The following is an 18,580-nucleotide window of genomic DNA, read 5'->3' as shown; positions in this document are numbered from 1 at the left end:
GGTTCGCGCGTTATGGTCGTGCGCATGGGTCACCGGATCACGAGACGATCACTTGCGGCAGGAATGCTCGGGGCCGGAACCCTGGCGGCGCTGGCGGCCGCTCCCGCCGCCGCGCAGGCCCCCGGCGAGTGCGTGCGCAACGTCGGCGGCGCCGTCACCGTGAACGGCACGCCGCAGGCGCCGCCGGTGGTCGGGTACGACGGCCTGCGCCTCCTCGGAGTCGATGGGGGAGCGGGGAACTCGTGCATCACGAACGTGGGTCCGGGCGGCGTGTCGGTGACCGTCCCGCCGCGCCCGGCCGCCGGTGCGGCCGGTGAATCCTCCGGCGCGCCCGTCGAGATGCGCGTGGACGGCGGTAACGGCAACGTCGCGGTCACCAACCTCGGCGTCGGCACGGTCACCGTCGACCGCGACCGCACTCTCGCCGGGCCGTCGCCGTCCCCGGAGCGGCCGGCGGCGTCCCCGCTCGCGGGCCTCACCCCCGAACTCACGCTCGACGCCGGCACCGACGGCGTCTACGTGACGAACATCGGCGCCGGCAACGTGACGATCGCGGACCACGATCCGACCGTCGGACCGCTGCCGGCGGAGCTGCTGCCTCCCGGTGTCGTGGTCACGGATCCGTTGACCGGCAACGTCTTCGTCACCAACATCGGCGGCTCGGCGGTGACCGTCGTGGACCGTCCTGGGCAGCTGCAGCGCGTGGTGGACCGCGGCACGGTGGGGACGGCGGTCGACTACGGGGCGGGGAACGTGTTCGTCACCAACATCGGCGGAGGAGTGGTGACCGTCCTGCGCGAGTAAAGATGCTCTCCCATCCCGTTCATCTTTGTGTCATATTTCTTAGGCATCATTTCGTGACGGAGTCGAGATCGGCAGGAGACCTCAGGGGGCCGTGGTGGGGTTGAGAAGTGCGTTGACGCTGGTGGCGGTCGCCGCGGCGACCGTGGTGGGGTCGGTTGCGACGGCGCCCGCGGTCCAGGCCGACCCGGCCGGATGCCCGAAGCTACAGGTCGTCGCCGTGCCCGGCACGTGGGAAACCTCGAATACTCCCGATCCTCAGCGGGGCAACGGCATGCTCGCCGCGGTCACCTCCGGCCTTCCCGCCGGCACCCGGGTGGACTACGTCCGGTACGCCGCGACGGCGTTCCCGTGGGAGGGTGAAGTCTACGGTGCCTCGCGGCAGGAGGCCGTCGACAACGCCCGCGGCATCGTCGCCGCCACCGCGGCCGCGTGCCCCGGCGCCCGGTTCGCCCTCGTCGGCTACAGCCAGGGCGCCGACGCGGCCGGCGATCTCGCCGCCGAGATCGGCACGGGCTTCGGCGTGGTCCCGCCGCATCGGCTCGCCGCGGTCGGCCTGCTCTCCGACCCGCGCCGTTCCGAGGCGGACATCCTGGTCGGCCCGCCCGTCGCGGGCAACGGCGCCGGCGGGCCCCGCATCGGCGGGTTCGGGTTCGTCAGCGGCGATGTCCGCACCTTCTGCGCCGTGGGTGACCTGTACTGCTCGACGCCCAAGGACGATTTCGTCACCCGCGCCGCCGGATTCCTCGCGATGGCCTCCGGCGGCGACCCGTCCGCCGTCGACCGGTACCGCGCCGAGGCCGACGCCATCTACCTGGACCTGATGAACGCGGGCGGTCTGCCCATCCTGCAGTCCCAGCTCACCGAGCAGGCCAACGACGAACGCGAGATCAAGCTCCGGCAGTTCTACGAGTCGCAGATCCACCAGGACTACTCCAACTACGCGGTCGACGTGAGCGGCACCTCGGCGACGACGTGGCTGCGGAACTGGCTGGCTTCCAAGGTCTGACGCCGGCCGGTCCGCGAGCCGCGTCGTGCGCGCACGGTGATGCCGCGCGACGGGCAGGGCGGCGCCTGGAGAGCCGCTACAGCGGGCGATCGGATCCTCGATCCCGGTGTTCGTCGGCCGGCGCCTTCAGCAGCCGGTCCAGTTCGTTCCCGGCCTCGTCGTACCCGGCGTCGGAGATCCGTTGCAGCTCGCGCAGGTCGCCGGCCGCGGCCGCGCGCCGAGTGAGCAGGAACCCGGCGCGCACGGATCCCTCGTCCAACAGTTCGTTCAGCTCCCCGAGGTCACCGGCTGCGTCGGCGAGGTCGGCCAGCCGGTCCAGAGCGGTCTCGCTGCCCGCATCGGCCAGTTCGCGCAGGGTCTCCCGATCGAAGTTCGTGTTCGCCATGACTCCATCGTGCAACCCTGCCCCTGGGGAAAGGTCAAGTGGGACGATGGCCGGGTGATCACCATCGGGCAGCTGGCCGGGTACGTGGGTGTGTCGATCAAGACCGTCCGCGTCTATCACGACAAGGGGCTGCTCCCCGAGCCGAACCGCGATGCGTCCGGCTACCGGCGGTACGGCGCGAACGACGCCATCGACCTGATCAAGATCCGGACGCTCGCCGAAGCCGGCGTCCCTCTGGCCCGTATCCGTGATCTGAGATCAGCGACCGACGAGGAGTTCCAGCAGGCGCTGCGCGAGATCGACGACGAGCTCACCGCCCGCATCCGTGGCCTGCGGGCAACGCAAGGGCGCCTGCGCCAGCTCGCCGCCGGGCATCTGACACCGCTGCCCCCCGAGGTCGGTATCCATCTGGAGCGCCTGGATCGTTGGGGCTTCACGCCTCGATGGGTGGAGCTGCAACGTGACCTGTGGATCCTCGTGTTCGCCACCCACCCGGACCGCGCGATCGCACTGTTTCACGACCAAGCCGAGATCCTGGCCGACCCGGCGCTGCGGCAACTCTTCCTCGACTACGACCACGCGCACGACCTCGATGCCCACGATCCCCGCATCGACGACCTTGCCCGCCGGATTACCGGGGCGACCCGGGAACGCTACGGCAGGGACGAACTACCGGAGCTGGATGAAGCCTCCGATATCGCCGCACTCATCCAGGGCGCGGTCAACGCCTCGTCCCCGGCATGGCAGCGACTCGACACGCTCATCCGCACAGAACTGGACCCGTGACTCGACGTTGCGGACAACGGTGAATCCGTCGGCGCTCGCCGCGCAACGACAGGGCAAACGTCGCAGGATGCGGTGCTCGTGGAAAGTGCTGCTGCACAAGCTGATCTGCGTTCTCGCTGGTTCCCCTGTGCCAGGGTGGGTGTGGCTCGCAGGAGTAGACGGGTATGCCGGTGTCGGCGGTGAATTCGTGGTGACGGGCGGAGATGTCCGACAGATCGCTATAGGCTCGCACCGGGCATTCCGAAAACCAGTGGTACGTCTCCAGCTACGAGAGGACCATGATGGGCTACATCGCCGTCGGCACCGAGAATTCCACCCCGATCGAGCTCTACTACGAGGACCACGGTTCCGGGCAACCGGTGGTACTCATCCACGGCTATCCGCTGAGCGGCACGTCGTGGGAGAAGCAGACCGCCGCATTGCTCGAGGCCGGCTACCGCGTCATCACCTACGACCGTCGGGGCTTCGGACGCTCGAGCAAGCCGACGATCGGCTACGACTACGACACCTTCGCCGCGGACCTCCACACCGTCCTGTCCACCCTCGATCTGCGGGACGTGGTTCTCGTCGGTTTCTCCATGGGCACCGGTGAGGTCGGCCGCTATCTGGGGACTCACGGCTCGCAGCGGGTGGCGAAGGCGGCCTTCCTCGGCTCCCTCGAACCGTTCCTGCTGCGCACCGACGACAATCCGACCGGTGTACCCCGGGAGGTCTTCGACGGACTGCGGGCCGCGGTCGAGGCGGATCGGTACGCCTTCTTCACGGACTTCTTCCGGAACTTCTTCAACACCGACGACTACCTCGGCACCCGGCTGAGCGAGGAGGCTCTGCGAGCCAGCTGGCAGGTGGCCGCGGGGGCCTCACCGTACGCGTCGGTCGCCGCCCAGCCCACCTGGCTCACCGACTTCCGCGAGGACATCCCGAAGATCGACGTGCCGGCACTGATCGTCCACGGCACCGCCGACAACATCCTGCCCATCGACGCCACCGCTCGGGAGTTCGCCAAGCGCCTGCCCGCCGCCGACTACGTCGAGATCGAAGGCGCCCCGCACGGGCTGCTGTGGACGCACGGCGAAGAGGTCAATGCGGCCCTGCTCGAGTTCCTCGCCAAGTAGAACGCCGTGCGGGGCTGCGCCGGCCGGTGCAGCCCCGCACGGCGCTCATCGGTCCGGCTCGAAGCGTGCGCCGAATCGCATCGCCGGCGGGGCGAGCCGGCTGATCCACTGCCGGGCCTTCGCTTCCGGCATCACGGTGACCAGGGCTCGGTTGTGCCGCACCGCGGCGACGATCGCCTCACCGACCTTCTGCGGTGGGTAGCTTCGGGTGCGATACAGCGCCGTGACCCGCTCGCGGAGCTTGCGCTGCTCCCGGACGCCGAGTCCCACCATCTCGGCGCTGGGAACCAGGTTGGTGCCCACCAGCCCCGGACAGATCGCGCTCACGCCGATCCCGTGGCCCATCAGTTCCGCCCGCAGGCAGTCCGTGAACATCAGTACCGCGGCCTTGCTCGTCGAGTAGGCGACGAGGCTTTTCTGTGGGGTGAACGCGGCCGCCGACGCGACGTTCACGATGTGCCCGCCGGTGCCGCGCTCGAGCATCTGGTCCCCGAACGCCCGGCACCCGTACACCACACCCCAGAAGTTGACGTCCATGACGTGCTCGAACGTCTCCTGCGGTGTGCCGGTGAAGGTGCCGATCACGGCGATGCCGGCGTTGTTGACGAGCACGTCCGGCACGCCGTGCTGGGAGCGGACCGTCGCGGCGAACCGCCGCACCTGCTCCTCGTCGGCGACGTCGAGTTCGTACGCGTGCGCGCCACCGCCGTACACCGCTCGGGAGCCGCCGGCCTGGGGGTCGGGCGTGTTGAGCATCTCGGCGGTCTCGCGGGCGGTGTCGAGGTTGCGGTCGGCGACCACGACGATCGCCCCCACGTCGGAGAAGGCCCGGGCCGTCGCACGGCCGATGCCGCTGCCCGCCCCGGTGACCACGGCGAGCGTCCCGGTCAGGTCGTGCAGGCGCTGATGTACCACTGTCCCTGCGCGCCATCGGCGCATCTCCGCGATCCGCGATCCCATGGGTTACATCTTCCTCGCCCGGGCCGCTCGTGCACGGCAAGCGCGCGCGGTACCGTCGAGAGATGACGGAACTGCGCGTGGTGGCGACCATTCCGGCGAAGCCCGGGTCGGAGGATGCGGTGCGCGGCGTGCTGGTGGCGCTGGCGGCCGCGAGTCGCGACGAAAACGGCTGCGTCTCGTACGAATTGTTCGAATCCGCCTCGGCGCCCGGCACGTTCGTCACGGTCGAGGTCTGGACGGGTCAGGAGGCGTTCGATGCGCACATGACCTCCCGGCACATCACGTCCGCCTTGGCGACCGTGGGGGAGCAGCTCGCGGCCGCCCCGGTGATCCATCCGCTCACGGTCGTGGCGTAGCGGCTCGACCGGTCCGAACTCACCCGTTCTCGACGTCGGTGGACGGGCCCTCCTCGGTGGCGCCGCCTTCCCCGGACCACTCGGCGGGGTCGGACAGGACGTCGTCGTCGGCGCCCGGGGTTCCGCTGTCGGTGTCGGCGGTTGCCGGGTCACCGTCGCCGTCGGGTCTGGTCATGTCGCCTCCTGTGGCAATCGTGTCGGGCCGGGCCGTTCGGGCCCCGGCCCGTATGCGTTCGGTGTACCCGTTCGGCACGCGAGTACGCCTGCCGGTGCCGCACCGGAACGCGGCCGATGCGGCACCGGGCCGGTTCGCGGCCGGGGTCCTACAGCGAGTGCTTGCCCTCCGGAGCAGGCGGGACGATCGGCGCGCCCGCGGCGGGGGAAGTGACGGCGGGCCCACCCCCGGCGGCGCCGGGCGCCGTGTTGCCGCCACCCGGGAGGTGGGCCTTCTCCGCGGCCTTCTTCGCCAGGTCGCCGGCCTTCTCCTGCACCTGCGGTGCCTTCTCCTGCACGGTCGCCCTCGCTTCGGTGACCTTTTGCTGCACGGCAGGCTTGTTCCACAGTTGCGCGGACTGATCCCGCATCTTCTCGTAGGTGTCGCGCCCGGCTCTGGTGCCCAGCACGAAGCCCACGGCGGCGCCGGCGGCGAAGGTCAGAACTCTCATCATGGCAATCTCCTGCTCGTCGAATCTCGGTCGTGAGGCCCGGCATCGTCGACGCCGGCCAGCGGTCGCCCCCGACGGATACTCACCGCCCGGTCGGCTGCGCCCTCGCGGAGCCCGCGTCGTCGCGGCTCCGCCCACCCCGTACCGATACCCGGATCCGGTCCGCTTCACACCGGTCGCGACGAACTACCGGCATCCGTCCGGATTCAGACGCGGAGCATGTCGCGCACATGCCCGGTCTCGTTGACCGATGCGGCCCGCCGGGCGCCGTTACGGGAGACGAGGATGCGGGTCACCGACGTGTACTCGATGGGGAACATCAGCGGCCGGTCGAGCCCGAGCAGATCCTGGAGCAGAACGTTGATGACGCCCCCGTGGGCGAACACGGCGACGGTGTCCCCGTGGTCGCAGGTGTCGACGATGTGCTGCGTGGCGGCGAGAACGCGGGTGCGGAATTCCTCCGCATCCACGAAATCGGGCAGCTGACCGGCGCGGATGCGCGCCACGGCATCCGGCGCGAGTTCCTGCGCGACGTGGAACGGGATGTAGTGGTCGAGGTGGTAGTCGTACTCCGCCAGGCCCTCGAGCTGCGTGATCGGTAGTCCCCGGATCTCGGCGAGCGGCGCCGCGGTCTCGAGGGCGCGGCGCTGCGGACTGCTGAACAGCCGCGCGATGCGGTAGGGCTCAAGCGCGGTGGGCAGCCGCGCGGCCTGTGCGTGGCCCTCGTCGGTCAGCGACGGGTCGGCGCGTCCCTCGCTGACCCGCGCGAGCTCGGGTAGGGCGTGGCGAATAAGGAGAAGCTGCACGTCACCACGATCCCACGGCGACCGAACGCGCGCTCGGTCGACCCGGTGTTTCACGTGAAACCGGGGCCTCAGCGTCGAGCGCGCGGCTTGGCGAGGGGGAATGCGAGGGACTCGCGGATGCTGCCGCCGGTGACCAGCATGACGATCCGGTCCACGCCCATGCCGAGGCCGCCCGTGGGCGGCATGGCGTGCTCGAGTGCCTGCAGGAAGTCCTCGTCGAGCTCCATGGCCTCCTCGTCGCCGCCCGCGGCGAGCAGCGACTGCTCGGTGAGCCGGGCACGCTGATCGATCGGGTCGGTCAGCTCGCTGTAGGCCGTCCCCAGCTCGATACCCCACGCGACGAGGTCCCATTTGGCGGCGACGAGCGATTTCGTCGGGTGCGGGCGCGTGAGCGGGGAGACCGATGTGGGGAAGTCGGTGTAGAAGGTGGGGAACTCGGTGCGGGATTCGACGAGATGCTCGTACATCTCCTGCGCCGTCGCGCCGGCGTCCCACTCGGGGTTGTACGGGATCTCGTGCTCGTCGCACAGCCGGCGCAACTCCTCGACGGGGGTCTGCGCGTCGATCTCGGTGCCGAGTGCCTCCGAGACCGCCCCGTGGAACGTCTTCACCGGCCACTCGCCGGAGATGTCGATCTCGACGGGCCGCCCGTCGGGGCCGGGCCGGACGATCACCTCGCGTCCGTGGGCCGCGACGGCCGCGGCCTGGATCAACTCGCGCGCCAGCACCCGCATGACCTCGTAGTTCGCGTGTGCCTCGTAGGCCTCGAGGATCGTGAACTCCGGGTTGTGCTTGAAATCCGCGCCCTCGTTGCGGAACACCCGGCCGATCTCGAAGACCCGTTCCATACCCGCCACGCACAGGCGCTTGAGGTACAGCTCGGGTGCGATCCGCAGGTACAGGTCCAGGTCGTAGGCGTTGATGTGGGTGGTGAACGGTGCGGCGTTGGCGCCGCCGTGCACGGGCTGCAGGATCGGTGTCTCCACCTCGAGGTAGCCGCGGGCCTGCAGCTGCTCGCGCAGCGACCGCACCACCGCGCTGCGGGCCGTGAGCAGCCGGCGCGCGGTGCGGTTGATCGCGAGGTCCACGTACCGTTGGCGTACCCGCGCCTCGGGATCGGTCAGGCCCCGCCACTTGTCGGGCAGCGGGTGCAGGCACTTGCCGTCCAGCCGCCAGTCCTCCGCGAGCACCGAGAGCTCGCCGCTGCGGCTGCGGCCCGTCACCCCGCTCACCTCGACGAGATCGCCGAGGTCGAACACGAAGCGGCGGCCGCCGACGCGGCCGCGGTCGACGAGGATCTGCACATCGCCCGACCAGTCCCGCAGCACCGCGAACAGCACGCCGCCGAAGTCCCGGAGCCGCAGGATGCGGCCGGCGATCCGCACCGCGGTGCCCTCGGGTGCGGCGACGGCCGTCGCGGCGGTGTGCGACGGGGGGTTCGCCACCGGGTACGGGTCCACGCCCGACTCCACGAGCCGCTCGAGCTTCGTCATCCGCACCCGCACCTGCTCCGGCCGCCGGGGACCGGTGCGCGACTCCGGCGTCGGCTCGACGTCGGGGGCGGCACCGTCGTCGTGCAGGGTTCCGGACTCGACGAGCGCCGGGGGAGCGGACGTCTGCGTCCCGGTGTGGCGGCGGGCGCTTCGTTCCCGGCCGAAGCTGGGCAGCGTGAGGAAGCCTTCGGCGATCGCCGACGCGATCCCGACCCGGGGCAGCACCCTGTTGTCCGCGAAGCACAGGAACCGCGGCGCCCACTCGGGCTGGTACTTCACGTTCGACCGGTACAGCGCCTCGAGCTGCCACCAGCGGGAGAAGAACACGAGCACCGAACGCCACAGCCGCAGCACCGGACCGGCGCCGATCCGTGCGCCCTCCTCGAACACCGAGCGGAACACCGCGAAGTTCAACGAGATCCGCGTGATCCCGAACTCGCCGCCGTGGGCGGCGAGCTCCGACACCATCATCTCCACGACACCGTTGGGCGCCTGCGGGTTCCGGCGCATCAGATCGAGCGACACGCCGTCGGCCCCCCACGGCACCAGCGACAGGATCGCCACCACCTCGTCGTGGGACATCGCCTCCACGAGCAGGCAGTTCCCGTCGAGCGGGTCGCCGAGACGCCCGAGGGCCATCGAGAATCCGCGCTCGGTCTCGGTGTCCCGCCATTCGTCCGCGCACCGCATCGCCAGTGTCATCTCCGCCTCGGGGACGTCCCGATGCCGGCGGATGCGCACCGTCACCCCCTGCTTGTGGGCACGCGAGACGGCCTGGCGCACGGGCCGCATCTCCCGGCCGGAGAGCGAGAATCCGGCGGTGTGGAGGATGGCCTCGTCGCCGAGTTGCAGTACCGACAGACCGGCCCGGCGGTAGGCGGTGGCGCCGGCCTCGCTCGCACCCATCACGGCCGGCGCCCAGCCGTAACCCCGAGCGAGCGCGAGCCACTCGTCGATCGCGTGCGGCCACGCCTCCGGATTGCCGACGGGGTCACCGCTGGCGAGGCACACCCCGACCTCCACGCGGTAGGTCACCGCGGCCTTACCGCTGGGCGCGAAGACGACCGCCTTGTCGCGGCGGGTCGCGAAGTAGCCCAGCGAATCGTCGCCGCCACGCTCGAGCAGGCCCCGGATCGCGGATTCGTCGCTCCCGGTCAGTGCGTTGGTCGCCCGCTGCGACCGGAACAGCACGATCACCGCCGCGATCAGCGCCAGCGCCCCCAGCAGGCCGAGCAGGGTGTTGACGAATCCGTGTGGGCGCCCGCTGAACTGGTCGTTGTCGAGCAGGGACAGGGCGGTCACCCGGTTGACCGCCCACAGCAACCGCTCGTCGGACGGCAGGGTGCCGGGGAACAGTTCCACGAGCCCCCACCCGATCAGGGTGCCGACGGCGAGCCCGGCGACGAGGACGCCCAGCGATTTCCACACCGCCCCGCGACGAACCCGCGTGTAGAACTCCGGATACGCCGCGAGCAGGAGCCCGACCGCCGCGACCTGCAGCACCAGACCGATCGCCGCGTCGATGCTGCGGTCCGACACCGCCACGAACCCGTTGTAGATCGCGAATCCGGCCAGGTACACCGTGAGGATCCACCACGCGATCCGCTTGCGGCTCGCCAGTGCCGCCGCGAGCAGGCCGAGCACCAGCGCGTACGACAGGCTGGTGTCGGGCGCGTCGAACAGGTACGTGTCCACGTATTCCCGTGGCGTATGGACGAAGTAGCGCAGGGTGGGGGAGATCGACCACAGCGCCACCGCGACGGCGAAGATCCCGAGGGTCAGGCCCACCACGTGCGGGACCGAGTTCAGGCGGCCGCCGGGCCGGGCAGGCAGGTGGGGGTGCGCCGCAGGTGCCGCAGCAACGTCCGCTGACATGCGTCGACGGTAGCGCCGCCCGGGACGTCGTGCTGCTCGGAACCGGGATTTGGTTACGAATCCGTCGTGCCGGACGTCCGGCGGCGCTGCTCGGACCGCCCCGCTTCGTCCCGCGCGAGTGGCTTCACGGTTCGAAGCGGTATCCCATTCCCGGTTCGGTGAGCAGGTGGCGAGGGTGCGCAGGATCGGGTTCGAGTTTGCGGCGCAGCTGCGTGAGATACACCCGCAGGTAATGGGTCTGGGTCGTGTAGGACGGCCCCCACACCTCTTCGAGCAGTTCCCGTTGGCCGACGAGCTTGCCACGGTTGCGCACCAGCATCTCGAGCATCCCCCACTCGGTGGGGGTCAGGTGCACCGGTGCACCGTCGCGGGTGACCTTCTTCGCGACGAGGTCGACGGTGAAGTCGTCGGCGTCGATCGTCGGTTCGGTCGTGTCCGAGGTGGTGCCGGCCCGGCGGACCGCGGCGCGGATGCGGGCGAGGAACTCCTCCATCCCGAACGGCTTCGTGACGTAGTCGTCGGCTCCGGTATCGAGGGCGGCCACCTTGTCGAGGGCGTCGGTGCGTGCCGAGAGGACGATGACGGGGGCCGTGCACCAGCCGCGCAGCCCGGCGAGCACTTCGATCCCGTCGAGGTCGGGAAGGCCCAGGTCGAGGACGATCACATCGGGATGCTGCTGGGCGGCGGCACGGAGGGCGGAGCGTCCGTCGCCGGCGGTGATCACCTCGTACCCGCGTGCGGCGAGGTTGATGCGCAACGCACGCAGGATCTGTGGTTCGTCGTCGACGACGAGGATGCGGGTCATCGCGGCACCCTGGCCGGCGCGGCGGCGAGCTCGACCACCATGGTGGTCCCGCCACCGGGTGTCTCGGTGGCGGTGACGGTCCCGCCCATCGCTTCGGCGAATCCGCGGGCGACGGTCAACCCGAGCCCCGCCCCGCGGCTGCTGCGATGGTCCCCGGCGCGGGGAAAGGCGGCGAAGACGTTGCCGGTGTCGCCGGGTGCGAGTCCGGGACCGCAGTCCGCGACGGTGACGGTGGTGCGGTCACCGGAGGTGCCGGCGCCGACGCGGATCGGACCGGTGGGTGCGTAGCGCAGGGCATTGTCGAGAAGATTGGCCAGGACCCGTTCGAGCAGCCCGCTGTCCGCAGCGACCACGGTGTCGTCGACGTCGACCTCGATGCGTTCGCGAACGTTGCGGGCGGTGTCCGAACCGCCGCTCGAAAGCGTGACCATGGCCCGGTGCACCACCTCGTCGAGGTAGACCGGCTGCAGGACGGGCGTGATCACCCCGGCCGCGAGCCGGGAGGAGTCGAGCAGGTTCGACACCAGGCCGGTGAGCTGGTCGGTGGATTCCTCGATGGTCGCGAGCAGCTCCGCGGTGTCCTCGGGGGAGAAGGCGACATCGGTGCTGCGCAGGCTCGACACCGCGGCCTTGACGGCAGCGAGCGGGGTGCGCAGGTCGTGGCTCACCGCCGACAGCAACAGCCGCCGCAGGCGGTCGGTCTCGGCCAGGGCCGACGCCTGGGCGGCCTCGGCGGCGAGTTCCTGCTGCCGGACCAGTCCGGCGGCCTGTCCGGCCACCGCGGTGAGGATCCGGCGGTCGCGGGCGCGCAGCTGCGGACCACCGAGCAGGAGGGCGTACGCGCTGTCGTCGACCTCGCAGACGGTGTCGGCGGCCTGCATCGACGTCGGTGGCGCCGACCCGGCCGTCCCCAGGACCTGTGCCGGCTCCCGGTCGGTGCGGACGAGGCTGACGCCGTGCTGGGCGTAGGTTTCCCGGACCTTCTCGAGCAGCCGGGGCAGGTCCGCACCCCGCAGGACCGCGCCGGCGAACAGCGCGAGCAGTTCGGCCTCCTGGGACGCGAGCCGGGACTCGCGGGCCCGGGCCGCGGCGGCATCGACCAGTGCGGCGACCGCCACGGCGACGACGAGCAGCACCACGGTGGTGACGAAATTGGCCGGCTCGGCGATGGTGAAGCTGTAGCGCGGCTCGGTGAAGAAGAAGTTCAACAGCAGGGCCGACAGCAGGGCCGCGACGATGGCCGGACCGATTCCGCCGAACAGCGCGACGGCGAGCACGACGACGAAATACAGCGTGTGCTGGCCCTCGAAGCCCGTGAAGTGGTCGATCAGCGCCATCACGCCGGTGGCGACGACGGGGATGACGAACGCCGCGATCCAGGACTGCAGTCGCCGCTCGTGGCGGCCCAGCAACGCCATCCTCGGCCCACGGGCGGTGTGCTCGTGGGTCACCATGTGCACGTCGATCTTGCCGGAGTCGCGGACGACCGCCGCCCCGATGCCCTCGTCGAGGATGCGTGCCCACCGCGGGCGCCGGGACGTGCCGAGCACCAGCTGGGTGGCGTTCACCTCCCGCGCGAAGTCGAGCAGCGTGGTGGGCACGTCGTCGCCGACGACGCTGTGCAGGCTTGCCCCCAGGCTCGCCGCCAGAGTCCGGACCTTCCCCATCTGCGGCGCCGAGACGCCGGTGAGCCCGTCGCCGCGGACGACGTGCACGACCATCAGTTCCGCACTCGCCTTGGCGGCGATGCGGCTGGCCCGGCGCACCAACGTCTCCGATTCGGGCCCACCGGTGACGGCGACGACGACCCGCTCGCGGGCCTCCCAGGTGTCGGTGATGGCGTGTTCGCCGCGGTACTTGGCGAGCGCGAGGTCGACCTGGTCGGCGAGCCAGAGCAGGGCGATCTCGCGCAGGGCGGTCAGGTTGCCCTCCCGAAAGTAGTTGCGCAGCGCGGCATCGACCTTCTCGGGCGCATACACGTTCCCGTGCGCCAGGCGCCGCTGCAGGGCCTGCGGGGTGATGTCCACCAGCTCCACCTGGTCGGCGCGGCGCACGACGTCGTCGGGGACGGTCTCGCGCTGCACCACGCCGGTGATCTGTTCGACCACGTCGTTGAGGGACTCGAGATGCTGAATGTTCACCGTCGACAGCACGTCGATTCCCGCGTCGAGCAGTTCCTCGACGTCCTGCCACCGTTTCGCGTGGCGGCTGCCGGGAACGTTGGTGTGGGCGAGCTCGTCGACCAGGGCGACGGCCGGCCGGCGGGCCAGCACGGCATCGAGGTCCAGTTCCTCGAACACCGCGTCCCGGTAGCCGATCCGTCGGGGCGGGACGGTCTCCAGGCCGGCCAGTTGTTCGGCGGTGCGGGCACGACCGTGCGTGTTCACGATCGCCACCACCACGTCACCGCCCCGGGCGATCCGCCGATGGGCCTCGCCCAGCATGGCGAACGTCTTGCCCGCGCCGGGGGCGGCACCGAGGTAGATCCGCAGCCGCCCCCGGCGCGACGCCTCGGGGGCGGCGGTGCGTGCAGTACCGGTCACGACGCCATCATCCACCCGAGGGGACCCCGTCGCAGTCGGGTGCGGTCAGTCCCAGCGCCACGTTCAGCTCGGGCACGTTCACTCGTTCGGCGCCGAGGAACCCGAGTTGCCGGCCCTCGGTGTGCGCGGCGACCAGCTCCCGGACCCGCTGCTCGGGGATGCCGGTGACCCGCGCCACCCGCGGTACCTGCACCGCGGCGTAGGCCGGGGAGATGTGGGGATCGACGCCGGAGCCGGACCCGGTGACCGCATCGACCGGAATCTCCTGCGGCGGCACCTGCTCGCGCGTGGCGATCACGGCACGCCGTTCGTCGACGAAGGCGGCCAGGACCTCGCTGCTCGGGCCCTGGTTGGACGGCAGCGCGGCGGCCGGGTCGCCCGGCGCGAAGGCGTCTGCGTCGGCGACCGAGCCGACGACCCGAGTGTGGAAGAACGGATCGGGCTCGCCGGGCGCGACCTGCGGGTCGACGCCGATCAGCCGGCTGCCGACGACGCAACCGTTCGTGTCGGTCAGTGGCGAGCCCTCGGCGCTCGCCGAACCGAGCCGTCCCACCGCCCACACCGCCGCCGGATAGGCCACTCCGACGATCACGGTCAGTGCGACCAGCATCAGCAGGCCGGCTCGCGCCTGCCGCATCAACCCTGCGAAGAAGTTACCGAATCCCATCAGTGTCACCCGATTCCCAGACGCACCACGAGGTCGATCAGCCAGATCCCGACGAACGGGGTGATCACCCCGCCGAGGCCGTAGACGAGCAGATTCCGCCCCAGCAGCGACGACGCGTTCGCCGGCCGGTACCGCACACCCTTCAGGGCCAGCGGTATCAGCGCCACGATCACGAGGGCATTGAAGATCACCGCCGACAGGATCGCGCTCTGCGGGGTGGCCAGTCCCATGATGTTCAGCCCCGCCAGTTGTGGGTAGATCCCGCTGAACAACGCGGGCAGGATCGCGAAGTACTTCGCGAGATCGTTCGCCAGCGAGAAGGTGGTCAGTGCCCCGCGTGTGATGAGCAGCTGCTTGCCGATCTCGACCACCTCGATCAGCTTCGTCGGATCGGAGTCGAGGTCGACCATGTTCCCCGCCTCCTTGGCCGCGGAGGTGCCGGTGTTCATCGCCACCCCCACGTCGGCCTGGGCGAGGGCGGGCGCGTCGTTGGTACCGTCACCTGTCATCGCGACCAGCCGTCCGCCCTGCTGTTCCGAGCGGATCAGCGCCAGCTTGTCCTCGGGGGTCGCCTCGGCCAGGAAGTCGTCGACCCCCGCCTCGGCTGCGATCGCCTTCGCGGTGAGGGGGTTGTCCCCGGTGATCATCACCGTGCGGATGCCCATCGCCCGCAGCTGGGCGAATCGCTGTGCCATGCCGGGCTTGACGACATCGGACAGCTCGACGACGCCGACCACCGATGCGCCGCGATCGTCGGATCGGGCCACCACGAGCGGTGTTCCGCCGCCGCGGGCGATGTCGTCGACGACGGTGCTCACCGCCTCGGGGATCCGTCCGCCCTGCTCGGCCACCCAGCGGGTCACCGCGTCGGCGGCGCCCTTCCGGATGCGGACCGGGATGCCGGCGTCTCCGGCGGTGTCGAGGCCGCTCATCCGGGTGTGCGCGGTGAATGCGACGAACTCGGCGGAGCGCTCGGCGCCCGACGGGCTCGGATCGAGGTGGAACCGCTCGGCGCACAACTCGACGATGCTGCGCCCCTCGGGGGTTCCGTCGGACAGGCTCGACAGTCTTGCCGCAGAAGCCATTTCGAGATCCGTGACGCCGGGGGCGGGGTGCAGTGCGGTGGCGCGCCGGTTGCCGTAGGTGATGGTGCCGGTCTTGTCCAACAGCAGGGTGTCGATGTCCCCGGCCGCCTCGACGGCACGACCGGACATGGCCAGCACATTGCGCTGCACCAGCCGGTCCATCCCGGCGATGCCGATCGCGGAGAGCAGGGCACCGATCGTGGTGGGAATCAGGCACACCAGCAGCGCGATCAGCTCGACCGGTCCCTGCTCGGCGCCGGCGTACGCACTCATCGGACCGATCGCGACGACCGCGAGCAGGAACACGATCGTCAACGCCGCGAGAAGGATGTTCAGGGCGATCTCGTTGGGGGTCTTCTGCCGGGCGGCCCCTTCGACGAGAGCGATCATCCGGTCCACGAAGGTCTGCCCGGGTGGTGCGGTGATCCGCACGACGATGCGGTCGGAGAGCACGGTGGTGCCGCCGGTGACGGCGCATCGGTCGCCACCCGACTCGCGGATCACCGGCGCCGATTCTCCGGTGATCGCCGACTCGTCGACCGTGGCGATGCCCTCGATCACGTCGCCGTCACCGGGGATCGTCTGACCGGTCTCCACCACGACGAGATCGCCCACGCGCAGCTCGGTGGCCGATACGGATTCCTCGGCGGCCGGACCGGTGAGGCGACGGGCTGTCGTGTCCTGCTTGACCTTTCGCAGGCTCGCCGCCTGCGCCTTGCCGCGCCCCTCGGCGACCGACTCGGCGAGGTTGGCGAACAGCACGGTGAACCACAGCCACGCCGCGATCGACCACGCGAACAGCGTGGGTTCGACCATCGCCGCGACGGTGGCGACCGCCGATCCGACCAGCACGACGAACATCACCGGATTCCGCGCCACATGCCGGGGATCGAGCTTGCGGATCGCTCCCGGCAGGGCCGCTGCCAGCTGACGGGGGCTGAACACGCCCCCGCCGACACGGTGCGGGTGGGAGGCGATGGTCTCCCGGTGGGAATGAAGGTCGATGGTCACCGAAGTATCTCCGTGATCTCCGCCGCGGGGCGGGAGGACGAGCCGTGGTCGCGGCGCCGCAGGTGCGTGTGAGGCGCCGAGGGGGAGACGAGGGTCAATGCAGTGCCTCCGCGACGGGGCCCAGAGCGAGGGCCGGGAAGAAGGTGAGAGCCGCAACGAGGACGGCCGTTCCGGTGAGCAGCCCGGCGAAGGCCGCACCGGTGGTGGGCAGCGTGCCCGCACCGGCCGGGGTGCGACGCTGGGCGGCCAGCGATCCGGCCAGGGCCAGGACGAACACGATCGGCAGGAACCGCCCGAGCAGCATGCACATGCCCAGCGAGGACTGGAACCAGTCGCTGGTCACGGTCAGCCCGCCGAAGGCGCTGCCGTTGTTGTTCGACGCCGAGGCATAGGCGTAGAGCACCTCGGTGAACCCGTGGATCGCGCCCGGAGTGCCCGGATCCCCGGAGTTGCCGAGATACCCGGTGGTGGTGGACAGGATCACGGTGATCGCGGTGCCGGTCAGCACCAGCGCCGGCATCACCAGCACCGCCAGCGCGGCAAGGGTGATCTCGCGCCTGCGCAGCTTCTTGCCGAGGAACTCGGGCGTGCGCCCCACGAGCAGGCCCCCGACGAACACGGCGATCACCGCGAGCACCAGCATGCTGTACAGGCCGGTGCCGACTCCGCCCGGCGCGATCTCGCCGAGCAGGATGTTCAGCAGGACGGCCCCACCGCCGAGCGGGGACATGCTGTCGTGCGCCGAGTTCACCGCACCGGTGCTCGTGCCGGTGGTCGACACCGCGAACAGCACCGAACCGGGGATCCCGAACCGGACTTCCTTGCCCTCCATCATCGCGCCGGCGGCGTTCGCCGCCACGCCCCGCGTGCCGGATTCGGCGGCCAGCGCCACCGCCAGGACGGTGCCGTAGAGCAACGCCATCACGCCGAGGACGGTCAGGCCCTGCCGTCGGTTGCCGATCATCGTGCCGAACGTGCGCGTCAGCGTCACCGGGATCAGCAGGATCGCGAGGATCTCGACGATATTGGTGACGGGGGTGGGGTTCTCGAACGGGTGGGCCGAGTTCGCGGCGAGGATGCCGCCGCCGTTGGTGCCCAGTTCCTTGATCGCCTCCTGTGAGGCGACCGGCGCCAGCGCGGTGGTGACCGCGTTGCCGTCCAGTCCGGTGGCGGAGAAGCCGCTGCGGTACGACTGGATCACGCCCTGGGACAACAGAATCAACGCGATCACGAACGCCAGCGGCAAGAGAATCCGCAGGGTGCCGCGGGTCAGGTCCACCCAGAAGTTGCCGATCTCGCCGCCGCGCCCGACGCGCACCAGGCCGCGGATCAGGGCGATCGCGACCGCCATGCCGACCGCCGCCGAGACGAAGTTCTGCACCGCGAGGCCGGCGGACTGGGTGAGTGGGCTCATCGTCGTCTCGGGCACGTAGGACTGCCAGTTGGTGTTGGTGACGAACGAGACCGCGGTGTTGAATGCCACCGCCGGACTCACTCCACCCAGGTCCCGGCCGAGCGGCAGGACACCCTGCAGTCGCTGCACCGTGTACAGCAAGAGCACGCTCGCGAGCGAGAAACCGAGCACACTCGCGGCGTATCCGTACCAGGTCTGTTCTGCGCGCGGATCGATCCGGCACAGCCGGTACATCAGGGACTCGATCCGCAGGTCCTTCCACCTCAGGTCGGTGTCGGTCGTGTACACCCTCGCCATGTAGTCGCCGAGTGGAACGTAGGCCAACGCCAGGACTGCAACGACCAGGCCGATCTGCAGTCCCGCGGCAACAGCTGGAGTCATCGGATCGTCAGAACCTCTCCGGATCGAGCAGCGCGATCAGCAGGTACACCACCAGTGCCGTCGTGAGCACGACGAGCGCGACGCTCGCCACCCCTGCCCAGGTCATCGGCTCTCACCTCGCACATGCAGCGCGCGCAGGACCAGAGCGCATACCAGGAACCCTGCCAGGATCAGCACCACGTACGCGGTGTCGGCCATGTCGTCTTCCCTTGTCGTAGACACGAATCAGGCGCCGATCGGCGCCCCGCACCACACTGTCGCACCGCGCCCGTCCGTGGACCGCGATCCATACGGAATCTTGACGCCCGCGGCCGATGTCCTGACGAATTCTTTACACCCCGGGTCCGGCGTCCCTGCGGCGCAGCGCCCGCGGGCCCCGACGCCGGAACGGCTCGGGGCCGCCGGCATCACCGCAGCGCCACG

17 protein-coding genes are annotated in these 18,580 nt (G+C 70.5%); 5 read left to right on the top strand and 12 right to left on the bottom strand.

Annotated features, from left to right (window positions below; all coding sequences use genetic code 11):
- Positions 1 to 24 precede the first annotated feature (24 nt).
- Together CQZ88_RS06620 and CQZ88_RS06615 are read left to right on the top strand one after the other, a co-directional pair.
- Positions 25 to 804 (top strand): YncE family protein, encoded by a 780-nt coding sequence (locus tag CQZ88_RS06620; protein ID WP_231385978.1) that lies wholly within the window; start codon positions 25 to 27, stop codon positions 802 to 804.
- A 91-nt stretch (positions 805 to 895) separates the two neighbouring features.
- Positions 896 to 1,810: a cutinase family protein gene (locus CQZ88_RS06615; RefSeq protein ID WP_006942159.1), complete on the top strand. Its 915-nt coding sequence runs from the start codon at positions 896 to 898 to the stop codon at positions 1,808 to 1,810.
- Between the two features lie 76 nt (positions 1,811 to 1,886).
- On the opposite strand, the gene CQZ88_RS06610 is transcribed toward CQZ88_RS06615, so the two are convergent.
- Positions 1,887 to 2,195: a hypothetical protein gene (locus tag CQZ88_RS06610; RefSeq protein ID WP_029546830.1), complete on the bottom strand. Its 309-nt coding sequence runs from the start codon at positions 2,193 to 2,195 to the stop codon at positions 1,887 to 1,889.
- Positions 2,196 to 2,249: 54 nt separating this feature from the next.
- Between CQZ88_RS06610 and CQZ88_RS06605 the strand changes: the two genes are divergently transcribed.
- A complete protein-coding gene (locus tag CQZ88_RS06605) occupies positions 2,250 to 2,981 on the top strand; it encodes a MerR family transcriptional regulator (RefSeq protein ID WP_102799440.1) in 732 nt (243 codons plus the stop codon).
- A 281-nt stretch (positions 2,982 to 3,262) separates the two neighbouring features.
- Positions 3,263 to 4,096 (top strand): alpha/beta fold hydrolase, encoded by an 834-nt coding sequence (locus CQZ88_RS06600; RefSeq protein WP_029546831.1) that lies wholly within the window; start codon positions 3,263 to 3,265, stop codon positions 4,094 to 4,096.
- Between the two features lie 45 nt (positions 4,097 to 4,141).
- Here CQZ88_RS06600 and CQZ88_RS06595 read toward each other — a convergent pair whose 3' ends face one another.
- Complete coding sequence (locus CQZ88_RS06595; RefSeq protein WP_006942155.1) at positions 4,142 to 5,056, bottom strand: SDR family NAD(P)-dependent oxidoreductase; 915 nt, start codon at positions 5,054 to 5,056, stop codon at positions 4,142 to 4,144.
- Between the two features lie 62 nt (positions 5,057 to 5,118).
- On the opposite strand from CQZ88_RS06595, the gene CQZ88_RS06590 reads away from it, so the two are divergent.
- Positions 5,119 to 5,412 (top strand): putative quinol monooxygenase, encoded by a 294-nt coding sequence (locus tag CQZ88_RS06590; RefSeq protein ID WP_102799439.1) that lies wholly within the window; start codon positions 5,119 to 5,121, stop codon positions 5,410 to 5,412.
- Between the two features lie 19 nt (positions 5,413 to 5,431).
- Here the strand turns inward: CQZ88_RS06590 and CQZ88_RS29795 are convergent, their stop codons facing one another.
- The 10 genes from CQZ88_RS29795 to kdpF all read right to left on the bottom strand — a co-directional run bounded on the left by CQZ88_RS29795 (position 5,432) and on the right by kdpF (position 18,263).
- On the bottom strand, positions 5,432 to 5,587 hold the full coding sequence (locus tag CQZ88_RS29795; RefSeq protein ID WP_168578837.1) for a hypothetical protein: 156 nt from the start codon (positions 5,585 to 5,587) through the stop codon (positions 5,432 to 5,434).
- A 148-nt stretch (positions 5,588 to 5,735) separates the two neighbouring features.
- Positions 5,736 to 6,080, bottom strand: coding sequence for a YtxH domain-containing protein (locus CQZ88_RS06585; RefSeq protein ID WP_029546834.1), 345 nt, complete (start codon positions 6,078 to 6,080; stop codon positions 5,736 to 5,738).
- A gap of 203 nt (positions 6,081 to 6,283) precedes the next feature.
- Positions 6,284 to 6,883, bottom strand: coding sequence for a histidine phosphatase family protein (locus CQZ88_RS06580; protein ID WP_006942144.1), 600 nt, complete (start codon positions 6,881 to 6,883; stop codon positions 6,284 to 6,286).
- Between the two features lie 68 nt (positions 6,884 to 6,951).
- Positions 6,952 to 10,251: a bifunctional lysylphosphatidylglycerol synthetase/lysine--tRNA ligase LysX gene (gene lysX / locus CQZ88_RS06575; RefSeq protein WP_006942143.1), complete on the bottom strand. Its 3,300-nt coding sequence runs from the start codon at positions 10,249 to 10,251 to the stop codon at positions 6,952 to 6,954.
- 124 nt (positions 10,252 to 10,375) lie between these two features.
- Positions 10,376 to 11,056 carry a response regulator gene (locus CQZ88_RS06570; protein WP_006942141.1) on the bottom strand — a complete coding sequence of 227 codons (681 nt, stop codon included), beginning with the start codon at positions 11,054 to 11,056 and terminating at the stop codon, positions 10,376 to 10,378.
- Positions 11,053 to 13,599, bottom strand: a complete 2,547-nt coding sequence (locus CQZ88_RS06565; RefSeq protein ID WP_102799438.1) for a sensor histidine kinase KdpD — start codon at positions 13,597 to 13,599, stop codon at positions 11,053 to 11,055. The genes CQZ88_RS06570 and CQZ88_RS06565 overlap by 4 nt, the downstream gene beginning before the upstream one ends.
- A gap of 7 nt (positions 13,600 to 13,606) precedes the next feature.
- Positions 13,607 to 14,266: a potassium-transporting ATPase subunit C gene (locus CQZ88_RS06560; protein ID WP_065923247.1), complete on the bottom strand. Its 660-nt coding sequence runs from the start codon at positions 14,264 to 14,266 to the stop codon at positions 13,607 to 13,609.
- A gap of 5 nt (positions 14,267 to 14,271) precedes the next feature.
- Positions 14,272 to 16,362 (bottom strand): potassium-transporting ATPase subunit KdpB, encoded by a 2,091-nt coding sequence (gene kdpB / locus CQZ88_RS06555; RefSeq protein WP_006942130.1) that lies wholly within the window; start codon positions 16,360 to 16,362, stop codon positions 14,272 to 14,274.
- Positions 16,363 to 16,456: 94 nt separating this feature from the next.
- Positions 16,457 to 18,157, bottom strand: a complete 1,701-nt coding sequence (kdpA, locus tag CQZ88_RS06550) for a potassium-transporting ATPase subunit KdpA (protein WP_029546839.1) — start codon at positions 18,155 to 18,157, stop codon at positions 16,457 to 16,459.
- Positions 18,158 to 18,164: 7 nt separating this feature from the next.
- Entirely contained in the window at positions 18,165 to 18,263 is a 99-nt protein-coding gene (gene kdpF / locus CQZ88_RS06545; protein ID WP_065923246.1) for a K(+)-transporting ATPase subunit F, read from the bottom strand.
- Positions 18,264 to 18,580 lie beyond the last annotated feature (317 nt).

This window comes from Rhodococcus sp. ENV425, from assembly GCF_002887785.1.
GTDB classification, from domain to species: Bacteria; Actinomycetota; Actinomycetes; order Mycobacteriales; family Mycobacteriaceae; genus Rhodococcus; species Rhodococcus aetherivorans.
This window is presented reverse-complemented; position numbering and strand designations above follow the sequence as displayed.